14 protein-coding genes are annotated in these 13,355 nt (G+C 62.8%); 8 read left to right on the forward strand and 6 right to left on the reverse strand.

The window, feature by feature from the left end; translation table 11 throughout:
• Positions 1-163: 163 nt before the first annotated feature.
• Together NP503_RS25100 and NP503_RS25105 are read right to left on the reverse strand one after the other, a co-directional pair.
• The gene (locus NP503_RS25100) at positions 164-370 is read right to left on the reverse strand and encodes an antitoxin (protein WP_032808618.1); all 207 of its coding nucleotides are present in this window, start codon (positions 368-370) and stop codon (positions 164-166) included.
• A 19-nt stretch (positions 371-389) separates the two neighbouring features.
• On the reverse strand, positions 390-1,493 hold the full coding sequence (locus tag NP503_RS25105) for a hypothetical protein (RefSeq protein ID WP_127271717.1): 1,104 nt from the start codon (positions 1,491-1,493) through the stop codon (positions 390-392).
• Between the two features lie 102 nt (positions 1,494-1,595).
• On the opposite strand from NP503_RS25105, the gene NP503_RS25110 reads away from it, so the two are divergent.
• The 6 genes from NP503_RS25110 to NP503_RS25135 all read left to right on the forward strand — a co-directional run bounded on the left by NP503_RS25110 (position 1,596) and on the right by NP503_RS25135 (position 5,323).
• Positions 1,596-2,033, forward strand: coding sequence for a DsrE family protein (locus NP503_RS25110; protein WP_127270547.1), 438 nt, complete (start codon positions 1,596-1,598; stop codon positions 2,031-2,033).
• Positions 2,034-2,182: 149 nt separating this feature from the next.
• A complete protein-coding gene (locus NP503_RS25115) occupies positions 2,183-2,962 on the forward strand; it encodes an SDR family NAD(P)-dependent oxidoreductase (protein ID WP_127270549.1) in 780 nt (259 codons plus the stop codon).
• Positions 2,963-3,025: 63 nt separating this feature from the next.
• On the forward strand, positions 3,026-3,334 hold the full coding sequence (locus tag NP503_RS25120; protein WP_023809886.1) for a putative quinol monooxygenase: 309 nt from the start codon (positions 3,026-3,028) through the stop codon (positions 3,332-3,334).
• 161 nt (positions 3,335-3,495) lie between these two features.
• A complete protein-coding gene (locus tag NP503_RS25125) occupies positions 3,496-3,741 on the forward strand; it encodes a type II toxin-antitoxin system Phd/YefM family antitoxin (RefSeq protein ID WP_056595839.1) in 246 nt (81 codons plus the stop codon).
• Entirely contained in the window at positions 3,738-4,124 is a 387-nt protein-coding gene (locus tag NP503_RS25130) for a type II toxin-antitoxin system VapC family toxin (protein ID WP_127270551.1), read from the forward strand. The genes NP503_RS25125 and NP503_RS25130 overlap by 4 nt, the downstream gene beginning before the upstream one ends.
• 95 nt (positions 4,125-4,219) lie before the next feature.
• Positions 4,220-5,323: an AbrB family transcriptional regulator gene (locus NP503_RS25135; RefSeq protein ID WP_127271715.1), complete on the forward strand. Its 1,104-nt coding sequence runs from the start codon at positions 4,220-4,222 to the stop codon at positions 5,321-5,323.
• Between the two features lie 7 nt (positions 5,324-5,330).
• Here the strand turns inward: NP503_RS25135 and NP503_RS25140 are convergent, their stop codons facing one another.
• Positions 5,331-6,410 (reverse strand): siderophore-interacting protein, encoded by a 1,080-nt coding sequence (locus tag NP503_RS25140; RefSeq protein ID WP_127269789.1) that lies wholly within the window; start codon positions 6,408-6,410, stop codon positions 5,331-5,333.
• 129 nt (positions 6,411-6,539) lie between these two features.
• On the reverse strand, positions 6,540-7,433 hold the full coding sequence (locus NP503_RS25145; RefSeq protein WP_127269787.1) for a LysR family transcriptional regulator: 894 nt from the start codon (positions 7,431-7,433) through the stop codon (positions 6,540-6,542).
• Between the two features lie 147 nt (positions 7,434-7,580).
• Here NP503_RS25145 and NP503_RS25150 point away from each other — a divergent pair, with 147 nt between their 5' ends.
• Positions 7,581-9,116, forward strand: coding sequence for an MFS transporter (locus NP503_RS25150; RefSeq protein ID WP_127271712.1), 1,536 nt, complete (start codon positions 7,581-7,583; stop codon positions 9,114-9,116).
• A gap of 23 nt (positions 9,117-9,139) precedes the next feature.
• On the opposite strand, the gene NP503_RS25155 is transcribed toward NP503_RS25150, so the two are convergent.
• Complete coding sequence (locus NP503_RS25155) at positions 9,140-9,916, reverse strand: esterase family protein (RefSeq protein WP_127271710.1); 777 nt, start codon at positions 9,914-9,916, stop codon at positions 9,140-9,142.
• A gap of 4 nt (positions 9,917-9,920) precedes the next feature.
• The gene (locus NP503_RS25160; protein WP_127271680.1) at positions 9,921-11,087 is read right to left on the reverse strand and encodes an ATP-grasp domain-containing protein; all 1,167 of its coding nucleotides are present in this window, start codon (positions 11,085-11,087) and stop codon (positions 9,921-9,923) included.
• 423 nt (positions 11,088-11,510) lie between these two features.
• On the opposite strand from NP503_RS25160, the gene leuA reads away from it, so the two are divergent.
• Positions 11,511-13,238: a 2-isopropylmalate synthase gene (leuA, locus tag NP503_RS25165; protein ID WP_127267382.1), complete on the forward strand. Its 1,728-nt coding sequence runs from the start codon at positions 11,511-11,513 to the stop codon at positions 13,236-13,238.
• Positions 13,239-13,355 lie beyond the last annotated feature (117 nt).

A 13,355-nucleotide genomic window follows, 5' to 3' on the forward strand; every position in this document is an offset into this window, starting at 1 on the left:
AGCTTCTCGACTTCGTCATCCACGGGCGAAGCAGGAGCGAAGCTCCGTCGCGGAGACCCGAGGATCCATGCCGCGACCTTCGTAGAGTGCAGCGGAACAGAATTCTGCACCGCAGCAGCGCTCAGATGTCACGCATGGATCCTATGGTCTGCGCCGCCAGTCTCTATCGGCCTTCCAAAGCTGCCTCAACAAAATCGTCGTCAAGTGGCCCGGTCAAACTGTCGAGCCAGACCCAATCCTGCGCAAGCGGTTCGAGAACGACCGCTCGGCCCTCGCGACGGATTGAAATCTCGCCGGTATCGAAACGGTATTTCTTCGGCATGCGTACTGCTTGCGATCCGCCAGACCAAAAGACTTTTGCCTTATCCATTCGCGCCCTCCATTGAAGCTCAAGGCGAGCAGGCCGATTGCGGCATTGGCTGCAGCCGGTAGACCTTGTCGTCGGATTTCGTCTTGCCGTCGGCGGCCTTCGAACACAGGTCGACGATCGCGAGCGCGCTGTTGGGGTTGGCCAGCATCATCGTGCCATTGGCGCCACGCTTGAGGAAAATCTCCTTCTGCGCGATGTCGCAGGAAGAATCGCTCATCTTCGAACTGGCCGCGCAGCGCCACTGATCGGCTTCGCCCTGGCAGGAATAGGTCTGCGTAACCTCAGCCGATTTCTGCCGTGTGGTGACGGTAACGGCAATGTCGGCGCCGTCTGGCCAGTTGGCGGCGTCGCCACCCGAGGCGAAGGACGCCAGCTCTACCTTGCCGCGGAAAACCCGGATCGACCGGGTGAGTTGATCGGGGTGCGAGCCGAGATGCGCTGCATCGTAGTCGCGCCCATAGCAGAAGGCCTGGTCCGGCTTCAGCCGCTCGCGCAGCGGCGGGCCTAGCGCCGGGTCGACCGGATCGATGCGCGCGAACTCCGCCTTGCAGGTCGCCGCTGGGATCGGGTCGAGGCGAAAATTGTCGTCATCCTTGCCGAGTGCCTGCCTGCTATATTCCGCAGCGCCAAGCTCTTCTTCCGAACCGGCATCGAGATAGATGTCGGGCTGCAGATCCGAGAGGAACAGCCGGCCCTTGTCGTCGACCTTCAGCGACGCAAGCGTCCGGTCGCATTCCATGCCGCAATGAACCGGGCCTGTCTTGCCGTCCTCTGACGCATGATTGCACCAGCCGCCGGCCCATTCCGGCGACTTGGCGCCGCGCACGGTGGTGGCGATGAAAGCATTGTAGGACGTGTCGGAATTCACGGTCGGTTCCTCGTTCGGCCGGCTGACCGGATCATGGCCGTAGTAGAAGAAGATCCGCGTCACCTTCTGCTTCGGGTGCGCCTTGAGATGCCCCGCATCATAGACGCGGCCGAAACAGGCATCAGCGCCGTTCGGACTGAGTTCGGTGAGCTTCAGCGCATCGTCGGCGGAGGCCGATCCGGCAAGCAAGCCAAGCAGCGCCGCGCCAAACCCGGCGCCGGCGACTGTCTTCCATTCCCCTGCCCTGAACGCCATGTGATCTCTCCTCCGCATCGACAGGACGCAACGCCAATTTATGCTAGTATTGCGGCCGCAGCCACGCAATTCGCGGCGGGCCGCCAAGCGGAGGAGGATTCCATGCGTCGGCGCGATATGTTCCGCGCGGTTCTTGCCGGAACCGGAACGCTTCTCGGTTTGCGGGCAGCACAGGCAGCCGCCACCGAGCCCGCAAGGCAAAAAGTCGCCTACCACTTGAGCGACACCGACAAGGTCAATTTCGTGCTCGGCAACATCAAGAACCACTATGAGGGCACCGGCGGCAATGTCGACATCGTGCTGGTCGTGCATGGTCCCGCGCTCGCGGCCTTCAAGTCGAAAGGCATATCGGCCGCGATTTCCGGGCGCTTCGCCGGCCTGGTGCGGCAGGGGCTGGAACCCCATGCCTGCGCCAACACCATGCAAGGCATGGATATTTCGCTCCCCGACCTGCTCGCCGGGTTTCATGCCGCCGACAAGGGCGGCGTCGTCAAACTCGCCGAACTGCAAGGCCAGGGTTACGCCTATCTGCATCCGTAGAGCGGTTTGTTGGGCGCAAATTCCCGAGGGAAAGCGCTACTCGCTTTGCCGGGAAACCGCTCCACACGTTTCCTTGAATTGCTCAAAGGCTTGAACACCGGGGTGGCAAGGGCCTACGAAGGACAGGCAGACCTCCCGGAGGAAGAACCGTGCCAGCCACCACACTCAGCATACCCGATCTTGCCGGCAAGGCAGTGCTGGTCACCGGTGCGTCGACCGGCATCGGAGCGGCGCTCGCGCTGGCCTATGCAGCGCAGAAATGCAAGGTGGCGCTGCACTACAATTCGAGTCAAGACGCCGCCGAGAAGCTCGGCCTGACGATTGCCGACAAGGGCGGCGAGGTGTTTCTCGTTCAGGGCGATTTTTCCGTTGCCGCCGATGTCGAGCGCGTCGTCGAAGACAGCGCGCAATATTTCGGCCGCCTCGACGGGCTGGTCAACAATGCCGGCGGCATGCTTGGCCGCATCCCTTATGCCGAGCAGACCGAGGCGCATTACGACGCTGTGATGGACCTCAATGCGCGCTCGGTGCTGACTGCTTCGCGCAAGGCGATCCCGTGGCTGAAGAAACAGGGCGGCTTCATCGTCAACACCTCCTCGATCGCCGCGCGCAACGGCGCCGGCGGCGGCGCCGGGCTTTACGGCTCGGCCAAGGCCTTCGTCTCCAATGTGACGCGCGGCATGGCCAAGGAACTGATCGGCTTCGGCATCCGCGTCAACGCGGTAGCGCCCGGAACCATTCTCACCCCGTTCCACGAGCGCTATTCGACCGACGAGCAGATGAAGGGCATGGTCGCCACCATTCCGCAGGGACGCGCCGGCACGGCGCAGGATTGCGTCGGCGCCTATCTGTTCCTCTCTTCGGACCTTCTCAGCGGCTACATCACCGGCCAGGTGATCGAGGTGAATGGCGGCCAGTTGATGCCTTGAACGGCTACCGGCATACTGGCGGTCTGCATGTTCTTGTCGAAAACCTCAAAGGGAGACAACGGAATGTACGGACTGATCGGCAAGATGCGGGCGGCGCGCGGCCAGCGCGACGCGGTCATGGACCTTCTGCGCGACAGTACAGGCGCCCTGCCAGGCTGCCTGAGCTATATCATCGCCCGCGACCCCGCCGATGCCGACGCGATCTGGGTCACCGAAGTGTGGACCGACGCCGAAAGTCACAAGGCCTCGCTGCAGCTTCCCGAAGTCCAGGCGGCGATCGCCAAGGCGCGGCCATTCATCGCCGGCTTCGAATTCCAGGTCGAGACCCATCCCGTCGGCGGCTTCGGGCTGGCTGACGGCAAGACGGGGTGATCCGCCCACGGCTTGATGCCGAGGCGAGGTTCGCACTCCAGGGTGCAATATCGACAGGTGAACAATCTCGACCCCGGGTTTTGCCAGTCATCGCGCTCCACTTGTAATTCTCTGAAAATGGACTAAGCTCTGTGGACTAAGTCCACTTGGAGAAACCTGCGATGCAGACCGTGAACATCCACAATGCGAAGACCAATCTTTCACGTCTCGTTGACCGAGCTGCCAAAGGTGAGCCGTTCATCATCGCCAAGGCGGGCAAACCATTGGTGAAAGTCGTGCCTATCGATCAGCCGGCCTCGTCGCAGGCGCGAAGGGTCGGTTTTATGGCCGGCCAGTTTTCCGTTCCCGACGATTTCGACCGCATGGGTGGCGAGGAGATTGAGCAACTGTTCGGTGTCAACACTTGAAACTGCTACTCGACACCCATTTGCTGCTGTGGGCGGCTGGCGAACCGGATCGGCTAACACCTGCGGCTCTCGCCGAGATTGAGGACCCCGAGAACGAATTGCTGTTCAGTCCCGCCAGCCTTTGGGAGATCGCAATCAAACGAGGACTGGGACGGGATGATTTCCAGGTCGATCCCCGTTTGCTCCGGCGAGGCCTATTCGACAATGGCTATCACGACTTGCCGATCACCAGTGAACATGCCCTCGCCATCGACGGACTTCCGGCGATCCACAAGGATCCCTTCGATCGAATCCTGGTCGCCCAGGCAACCATTGAGGGGATTACCTTGCTGACGATGGACGATCTTGTCGCCCGTTATCCCGGTCCTATCCGAAAGCTCTGACACCTTGGTAAACTGCGTGACTCGCGCGCCACACAGCTTCCTTTTTCGGCAAAGCGGGGGTTCGCATCGTCCCGCTTCAAGTCTAAGACCGAAACATGGATTCCTCGGCCGAGCAGCCATCCCCGGACCTGCCCACACTCGAGCGCATGGCGCGGATGCGCAAGCTCTGGCAGTGGCTTGCCCTGCTGGTTGTTTCCCTGCTGTTTGCCGGCGCGCTGGAACTCGCCACCCTGCCGGCGGCGTTGCTGATCGGACCGATGCTGGCGGCCATCGTCGCCGGCACCAATGGCGCCACGGTGCGTGTGCCGCGTCTTCTGTTTGGCGCCGCCCAGGCGATCGTCGGCTGCCTCGTCGCCAGCTCGATCTCGGCCGACATCTTTCCGGTCTTCTACCAGGAATGGCCGCTGTTTTTAGGCGTCGTGGTGGCGACCGTCACTGCCTCCAGCCTGCTCGGCTGGCTGATCAGCCGCTGGCGCATCCTGCCCGGCACCACCGCCGTCTGGGGCTCGTCGCCGGGTGCGGCCACCGCCATGGTGCTGATGGCCGGTGCCTTCGGTGCCGACCAGCGCCTCGTCGCTTTCATGCAATATCTGCGCGTCATATTCGTCTCGATGACCGCAGCACTCGTTGCCAAGATGTGGGTCGACACCTCGGGCGTCGAAATCCCGCCCATCGTCTGGTTTCCGCCGATCGACCGCCAGGCCTTCGCCGCCACCATCGGCATCGCGCTGGTTGGCGGCCTGTCGGGAAAGATTTTCCGGCTGCCCTCGCCCTTCTTCCTCGGCACCTTTATCTTCGGCACCGTCGTCCATCTTGGCTTGGGCGTGGAGATGCAATTGCCGCAATGGCTGCTGGCCGTCAGCTACGCCATGGTCGGCTGGTCGATCGGCCTGAACTTCACAACGGCGATCCTGCGCCATGCAACGCGCGCATTGCCGCAGATCATCGCCTCGATCGTGGCGCTGATCGCCTTTTGCGGCGGCCTTGCCTTCCTGATCAGCCATCTCCTGGGCATCGATCCGCTGACCGCCTATCTGGCGACCAGCCCCGGCGGCATGGACAGCATCGCCATCATCGCCGCCGCCGCGCAGAACGTCGACATCTCCTTCGTCATGGCCCTGCAATCGGCACGCTTCCTGATCGTGCTGCTGGTCGGCCCGAGCGTCGCTCGGCTGGTGGCCAGAAGCGTCAGGCAATAAGCAGCGACTAGTCCTCGCCGCCCTCGCCCACGCTATGCGCATCCCGACGCCAGTAGGCCGTAACCAGGTGCCGGTCGCGCGGCAGGCCCCACTGCTTGCGCACGATCTTGCGTATCTCCCGGAAATCGCCGAATTCGCAACTTGCCCAGACGTACAGGCCGTCGGCAAGCGCCATGTGATTGCGCTCACGCAAGGCGGTCGACAATAGGCCCGCGGTGCCGGCCTCGAGGCCGCGCCGGTAAAGCCAGGTGATGTCGATATTGTCCCCTTGCGCCAGCGCTATTCGGTCATCCGGGCTATCGACCTCGATCAGCGCCTCGGCACGTGTTGATGGCGGCAGATGCTCCAAAATCCTGCCGATGGCGGGCAGCGCGGTGTCGTCGCCGAGCAGAAGCAAGGTCTGCGCCACCGGGGCGTCGCCGCCGCCGGGTCCGATCATGCCGATGACGTCTCCCGCCCGTGCGTTTTGCGCGAATGTGGCGGCGGGCGTGTTCTGGCCGGGGTGCAACACGAAATCGACATCGAGCCAACCGCTTGCGGCATCCAGCGCCCGGATCGTGTAGACCCGCACAGCAAGCGCATCGTCGCCAGAAGGCCAGACGATCAAGCCGTCAGCGCCCATCGTCGGCCAAACCAGCCGGCGGCCAGGCGGCGGCAGCAGCAGCCGCATGTGCAGGCCGCCATGGCTAAATCGGCCGAGATCCTTGCCGGCGAAGCGCAGGCGCTGCATATGCGCCGATATCCGCGTCGACGACATCACCGTGATCTCGCGGAAGAAGACCGGAGTACCGGCGTCGCTGCCGTCGCCTTGCCAATGGATGCCCTTGGTCGTGCCGAGATGTTCGGCGACATGGCCGGCGACCGTCATCTTCATGTAGGACAGGCAGGTTTCGTCTGTCGCCGCGACGCGGATCAGCACGCTTTCATCATCGAGCGTAGCGCTCAACGAGCCGTAGTAGAGGCGGAGCTCCCACTGGTCGGCAACGCCAGTGTCGATCTCGAATTCGCTGTGCTCTGCGCGCAGCCGGTCCATCACCGATCTGATCGCCGCGTCGCTGATCCGGGTTTGCGCGCTAAGTTGGTCCATCGCTCAAGTCCTTCGAAACGGTTCGGGCAAGGCGCCGCGCGGCACCCTCACCGTCAGCGGCATGCCACAGCCGCTCCGATGTTTCCACATAAACATGACAATAATAATCATATTTATTCGATGAGTTGGCTACGAGCCGCTTGTCGCAGCAAGTCGCTCGGGAAGGAAATCAACGAAGACGCGCACCTTCGGCGACAGATGGCGATTGGAGGGCCACAGCATCCGGAACTGGCCACGGCCGTCGACATGACCATCGAGGACGGTACGCAGCCTGTCTTCGTGCAGCGCCTCGCGCACCAGGAAATCCGGCATGCAAGCTATGCCGAGGCCGGCGAGCGTGGCGCCCTTCAAGGCTTCCATGTTGTTGCAGGTCAGCATCGAGCGGATCTGCGGTTCGGCGCTTCCGGTAGTGAACGGCCACTCCAGCAGCCTGCCGCTGTTCAGGAAGCGGAAGTTTATGCCGAAATGTCTGATGAGATCAGCCGGCACGCTGGGGGCGCCATGGCGGTCCAGGTAGGAGGGCGCCGCGCACAGCAGCATGCGAAAGGGCGCAACGGGTCTCGACACAAGGCGCGAATCCGGCAGTTCGCCGCTGCGGATCGCGACATCGATACCCTCGTCGATGACGTCGACGATCCGGTCGTTGAAATCGATGTCGAGCTCGATCTCGGGATAGCGTGCCATGAACTCCGACAGCACCGGCAGCAGCAGATGATAGGTGACGATCGGGGTGGATATGCGCAGCCGCCCACGCGGTGTTTCCCGTGTCTGCGACAGCATCGCCTCGGCATCGTCGATGTCGTCGAGGATGCGGCGCACCCGCTCGTTGAACAGCTTGCCCTCTTCCGTCAGGCCAATGCGCCGCGTGCTGCGCTGCAGGAGCCGCACGCCGAGTTCCTGCTCGAGCCGGGCGACACTTTTGCCGACAGCGGAAGCCGAGATGCCAAGCGCCCGCCCGGCGGCGACGAAACTGCCGAATTCGGCGGTGCGGGCGAAGGCCAGGAGCCCGTTGAGACGATCCATTGCGTCATTCCATTCGAGCGTTTCAGTCCGATATACCAGGAGATATAACACCATTTTTCCTGAAATGCCGACGACCTATCTTGTCATCACGACCGGCTCCGCAATGGCGCGGGCCACCGGCGAGTACTGTTTCAGATAGGGAAATCCATGACTTCCAGGACCACAACCGGCTCTGCCGAGAGATGGCTCGTGCTCTTGTCCGTGTGCCTTGCCGCGATGACGATGCCCTTGACCTTCACCGGTCCGGCCGTCGCTCTGTCGCGTATCGCGGCCGATCTCGGCGGCAGTCCGATCGAGCTCAACTGGGTGACAAACGCCTTCATGCTGACCTTCGGCGCCACCCTGATGGCGTCGGGCGCTCTGGCCGACAATCATGGGCGCAAGCGCCTCTTCCTCGTCGGCCTCTCCCTCTATGTCCTGGCGTCGCTGGGCGCGATGCTGGCGCCGGACATCATCTGGTTCGACATTTTCCGCGCCGCGCAGGGTATCGGCAGTGCGGCCGCCTTCGCTGGCGGCGCCTCGGCACTTGCCCAGGAATTCGAAGGGCCGTTGCGGCTGCGCGCCTTCAGCTTCCTCGGCACCAGTTTCGGTATCGGCCTCGCCTTCGGCCCAATCGCGTCGGGCCTGCTCATCTCTGCATTCGGCTGGCGGTCGATCTTTCTTCTGGTTGCAGCACTCGCGATTGCCGCCGCCATGCTCGGCCTGCGCACCATCAGGGAATCGCGCGACCCGGATGCGACGGGCCTAGATTGGGCGGGAGCCGGCACCTTCACGATCGCGCTGGCGTCGCTGACCTATGGCGTGCTCCAGGCCCCGCAGAGCGGCTGGGCCGATCCCCTCGTCGTCTCCCTTCTGGCCGCTTCTGCCATCTGTTTTGTCGCCTTCGTCGTTGTCGAGCGGCGAGCACAACGGCCGATGCTCGATCTCACGCTGTTTGCCTATCCCCGCTTCGTCGGCGTCCAGTTTCTGGCTGCGGCACCCGCTTACGCCTTCGTCGTCCTGCTCGTCCTGTTGCCGATCCGCTTCATCGGCATCGAGGGTATGAGCGAGATCAAGGCCGGGCAATTGATGATCTGCCTATCAGGCCCGCTGCTGATCCTGCCGATGCTCGCCGGACAGCTGGCGCGCTGGATCGCGCCGGCCACGATCTGCGGCGTCGGCCTGCTCGTCGCTGCCGCCGGGCTTGTCTGGCTAAGCCTGACACCACCGGTCGATAGTGCGCTGGTGGCGCCGCTGATGCTGATCGGCGTCGGCATCGCTTTGCCTTGGGGATTGATGGACGGGCTCGCCGTCAGTGTCGTGCCGAGAGAGCGCGCCGGCATGGCGGTCGGCATCTTCAACACCACCCGCGTCGCTTGCGAGGGCGTGGCGCTGGCGATCGTCATGGCGACCCTTTCCGGCTTTACCGCCGCGCATCTCGCCGCACAGGGAACGGCATCTTCGACGCAGGCAGCAGCGGCAGCCCAACTGCTGGTGACCGGCAATCTCGGCGAAGCAGCACAACATCTGCCCCAGGCTGGAGCCATTGTTCTGGTCCAGGCCTACGAGGCGGCGTTCGACAGGCTGCTGATCGTGCTGGCGGCAATCACCGTCATGACCGCCATCGTCGTCTTCCTTGGCCTGCGTCGCGGATCGGCGTCGGAACACGAGACCGTCGCTCTGCCGGCAGGCCAGGAAGGGTAGCTGTCAGCGGACGAGCCCCGCTGTCAGTCGAGCCTGTGCATCAGGTCCTCATCCAGCCAACGGCCGAAGAAATAGACCAGTTGCTTGTGCCACCATGGCCAGTCGTGGCTGACATCGCCGCCCCAATAATCGACCCAGGCGGGAATGGATTTGTCGCGCAGGATCTGTTCCAACTTGCGCGTCTCGACCAGCATCCGCTCTTCCCAGGCGCCCTGGCCGCAGCAGAAGATCAGCCTGAGCGCCTTCAGCCGGGCCAGCAGTTTGGGATCGACGATGCCGGGCAGATAGTCGAGCGGCGAGTTGTAGAAAATGTCGCCCTCGAGCGCTTTGCCGAAGAAGTCGCGCGCCGAATAGACGCCCGACAGGGCAATGACGCCGCTGGCGAGTTCAGGAAAGCGGAAGACGAAGTTCGACGAGTGATAGCCGCCCATCGAACAGCCCGAGAACAGCGGCTTCAGCTTGCGCCCGCCATTGGCCTGCTCGGCTGTGGACAGGAAGTCCGGCAGCGCCTCCTCGCGCACATAGCGGAAATAGGCCTCGTGGCGGGCGATGCGGTGGGCGGCGTCGGCATGCTTGTCGAAGAAGGATTCAGAATCGACGCCGTCGACCGTGAACAGCTGGATGCGGCCGGTGTCGATGAATTCGGCCAGTGCGCCCACCCCGCCGGAATCCTCGAACTGGTAGAACCGGCCCTGCGAGGTCGGGAACACCACCACCGGCCGGCCGGCATGGCCGTAGCGCTTGTATTCCATGTCGCGGCCGAGCTGGCTCGAGAAATTCTTGTGATAGGAAATGTCCATCGCCTCACGCCTTTTCAGCGTGGATGTACGCGACCGCTGCACGCAACGCTGCTTCGTCCTTCGAGCGCATCTGGTAGGCGTAATTTCCCATGGCGCGGCTGAAAACCTCTTCGATGGCCTGATGGTGGACGATCTTGTCACGCTGCGCGGCTAGCACGTCCTCATGGCTGTGCAAATAGTGGAGGCGTCGCTTGCGGCTGGCATAGGCGGTGAAATACTTCCCCTCGTAAGGGCCGCCGGCGGCATCCCTGACCACCATGTCGGCCCATGCCGCGTAGACATCGATGTCGAACGTGTAGTTGATCGCATCGGTCATCCAGGCGCCGGGCGGGCGCATGTTGACCTCCAGCGCGATGACCCGGTCGTCCTTGGTCTCGAACAGCTCGATGTGGAAGAAGCGTTCGCGCACGTCGAATGCTTTCAGGATCTTGCGGCCGGCCTCCTCGACCGCCGGGCTGATCCTGGGAAAGCAGGTGTAGCTCATATGGCGGTCCTTGTTGACCACCTCCATGACGCTCTGGTCGTAGCGGTGGCTGGCCGCCAGCACCACCTCGCCGTCGCGGTTGACCAGCCCGTCGAAGGTCACCACCAGCCCCTCGATGAACTGCTCCATGACGAAGGTCACGTCCTCGGGCTTGTCCCGGAAGAACTGGTCGAGCTCTTTGGCGTTGGAGATCTTGAAGGTGTTCGATGCGCCGGAACCGCTGTCGGGCTTGACCACGACGGGGTAGCCGACGCGCCGGATGAAAGTCATGGCCCCGGCACGGTCGGAGCATTTGCGCTGCGCGATGGTGTCGACGCCGCTCTTGCGGAAGAAGGCACGCATGCGGCTCTTGCGCTTCAGGTTCTTCACGAAATCGAGCTTGGTGCCGTAGATGTTGAAGTCGGTGCGTATGTTGGCTTCCAGCTCAAGCCAATGTTCGTTGAGCGATTCAAAACGGTCGATACGGCCCCATTTATGGACGAAATGCCCCATCGCCCGAAACACCGGATCGTAGTCTTCCATGTTGGCGACGCGGTAATATTCCGAAAGGGCTGCTTTCAGCTTGGCGTCGAGCGCGTCATAGGGCGCGTCGCCGATACCGAGCACCCTGGCCCCGGCCTTCTTCAAACGGTCGCAGAAATCCGCGCCGTTGGCGGGAAAATGCGGCGAGAAGAACACGAAATTCATGAACGACCCCTCCCGCGACAGGGGCATCGAAACCCTGTCGATGCCCGAGTCTGGCGCATTTGCCGCGCGTGGGGAAGAGCGCGCATGTTCGGGACAACATCCGACAGATCACGGCCCGCCACGCGGCCCCCACTTGCCTCTCACAAGCGGCTCCTGTAAGAGAACCGCCATGAACACGCGCGCCACCAACGCTTCCCGTTCGACCGGTTTTTCCGGCGAGGCCGTGCGCGCGCTGGCTTCGACCCTGCTTCTTCTCGGCCTTATCGGCGATCGCCGGGTTCGCTGAAGGAGCGCCCGGCGGTCGAACCGCCGCGCAAGCGCATGCTCCTTGGCAATCACATCAAGCGAACGAAATTCTGGTAAAGGCGCCGCTCGCCATCAATCCACCGAAGGTGGATCCATGAGCCGCCGGGAGAACCGACGATGAACGCACGAGAAGAAATCCGCTCCGATGCCGCGGTAGCCGACACGGATTCGGCCAAAGGGATGCCCGACGCGGCTCGCAAATATCAGCCCTATCCGACCGTCGGCCTCACCGACCGGACCTGGCCTTCGAAGGTGATCGACAAGGCGCCGATCTGGTGCTCGGTTGACTTGCGCGACGGCAACCAGGCGCTGATCGATCCGATGGGCCATGAGCGCAAGGCACGCATGTTCGGCCTGCTGCTCGACATGGGCTTCAAGGAGATCGAGATCGGCTTCCCGTCGGCCTCGCAGACCGATTTCGACTTTGCCCGCTGGTGCATCGAGGAAGGCGACGTGCCCGCCGATGTCTCGCTGCAGGTGCTGGTGCAGTGCCGGCCGGAGCTGATCACCCGCACCTTCGAGGCGCTGAAGGGCGCCACCAACCCGATCGTCCATTTCTACAATTCGACCAGCGAGCTGCAGCGTCGCGTCGTCTTCGAAAAAGACGTCGGCGGCATCAAGCGCATCGCCACCGACGCCGCCAAGATGATCACCGACATGGCGGCCAAGGCCGGCGGAGGCTTTCGTTTCGAGTATTCGCCGGAAAGCTTTACCGGCACCGAACTCGAAGTGGCGCTGGAGATCTGCAACGCCGTCACCGAGATCGTCAGGCCGACGGCGGACAACAAGCTGATCGTCAACCTGCCCTCGACGGTCGAGATGTCGACCCCCAACATCTATGCCGACCGCATCGAGTGGATGTGCCGCAACCTCGACAACCGGGAAAACCTGCTGGTCTCGCTGCATCCGCACAATGACCGCGGCACCGGCATAGCCACCACCGAGCTCGGCCTGATGGCCGGCGCCGACCGCGTCGAAGGCACGCTGTTCGGCAATGGCGAGCGCACCGGCAATGTCGACATCGTCACGCTGGCGCTGAACATGTACACGCAAGGTGTCGATCCCTTGATCGATTGCTCCGACATCAACCGGATGAAGGACGTCTACGAATATTCGAACCAGTTGAAGATCCCCGAGCGCCATCCCTATGTCGGCGAACTCGTCTACACCGCCTTTTCCGGTTCGCACCAGGATGCCATCAACAAGGGCATGAAGGCGCTGAAGAAGGCCAATACGAGCCTGTGGGAAGTGCCCTATCTGCCGATCGACCCGGCCGATGTCGGACGCAGCTACGAAGCCATCATCCGCATCAATTCGCAGTCCGGCAAGGGCGGCATCGCCTATGTGCTGCAGGCAGATTACGGCCTCAACCTGCCGCGCAATCTGCAGATCGAGTTCAGCCAGGAAATCCAGGCGATCACCGATGCCGAGGGCAAGGAAGTGCCGGCCAGGCGCATCTACGAGCGCTTTATCGAGACCTATGTCGACCAGCCCGGCGCGCGGCTGAAATTCCTCGATCACCACACCTATCCCAGCACCGAGATCAAGGGCCGGCGCGTCGTCGAGGCGGTCATCCTCGACAACGGCAAGGAAGTGACGATTACAGGCACGGGTACCGGCCCGATCGATGGCTTCGTCAATGCGCTGTCGCTCCATGTCGGTGTCGAGATGTCGGTGCTCGACTATTCCGAGCACTCGATGCAGCGCGGCTCGAACGCGTCGGCCATTTCCTATGTCGAGATGGAATATCCCCAGGGCAAGCTGTTCGGCGCCGGCATCAACACCAACATCGTCGCTGCCTCGCTGGAAGCAGTGATGTCTGCCGCGAACCGTATCGTCGGTTAAAAAGCCGGCTGACGCCCGGCGGGAACAAAGATCGGAACCGTCCCAATCTGGTGATCGGTTCCGATCTTTCGGGCCATTAACCACCGCGGAATTATCCGGTGGGTACGTGATCGCATA

Source organism: Mesorhizobium sp. SEMIA396, from assembly GCF_024518615.1.
In the GTDB taxonomy this organism is placed as follows: Bacteria; Pseudomonadota; Alphaproteobacteria; order Rhizobiales; family Rhizobiaceae; genus Mesorhizobium.

Coding starts and splice junctions, on each gene's coding strand:
- NP503_RS25105 (WP_127271717.1), bottom strand. CDS start 1,493: ATGGCGTTCAGGGCAGGGGAATGGAAGACAGTCGCCGGCGCCGGGTTT.
- NP503_RS25125 (WP_056595839.1), top strand. CDS start 3,496: ATGCAGACCGTGAACATCCACAATGCGAAGACCAATCTTTCACGTCTC.
- NP503_RS25100 (WP_032808618.1), bottom strand. CDS start 370: ATGGATAAGGCAAAAGTCTTTTGGTCTGGCGGATCGCAAGCAGTACGC.
- NP503_RS25140 (WP_127269789.1), bottom strand. CDS start 6,410: ATGGACCAACTTAGCGCGCAAACCCGGATCAGCGACGCGGCGATCAGA.
- NP503_RS25155 (WP_127271710.1), bottom strand. CDS start 9,916: ATGGACATTTCCTATCACAAGAATTTCTCGAGCCAGCTCGGCCGCGAC.
- NP503_RS25120 (WP_023809886.1), top strand. CDS start 3,026: ATGTACGGACTGATCGGCAAGATGCGGGCGGCGCGCGGCCAGCGCGAC.
- NP503_RS25110 (WP_127270547.1), top strand. CDS start 1,596: ATGCGTCGGCGCGATATGTTCCGCGCGGTTCTTGCCGGAACCGGAACG.
- NP503_RS25145 (WP_127269787.1), bottom strand. CDS start 7,433: ATGGATCGTCTCAACGGGCTCCTGGCCTTCGCCCGCACCGCCGAATTC.
- leuA (WP_127267382.1), top strand. CDS start 11,511: ATGAACGCACGAGAAGAAATCCGCTCCGATGCCGCGGTAGCCGACACG.
- NP503_RS25150 (WP_127271712.1), top strand. CDS start 7,581: ATGACTTCCAGGACCACAACCGGCTCTGCCGAGAGATGGCTCGTGCTC.
- NP503_RS25160 (WP_127271680.1), bottom strand. CDS start 11,087: ATGAATTTCGTGTTCTTCTCGCCGCATTTTCCCGCCAACGGCGCGGAT.
- NP503_RS25135 (WP_127271715.1), top strand. CDS start 4,220: ATGGATTCCTCGGCCGAGCAGCCATCCCCGGACCTGCCCACACTCGAG.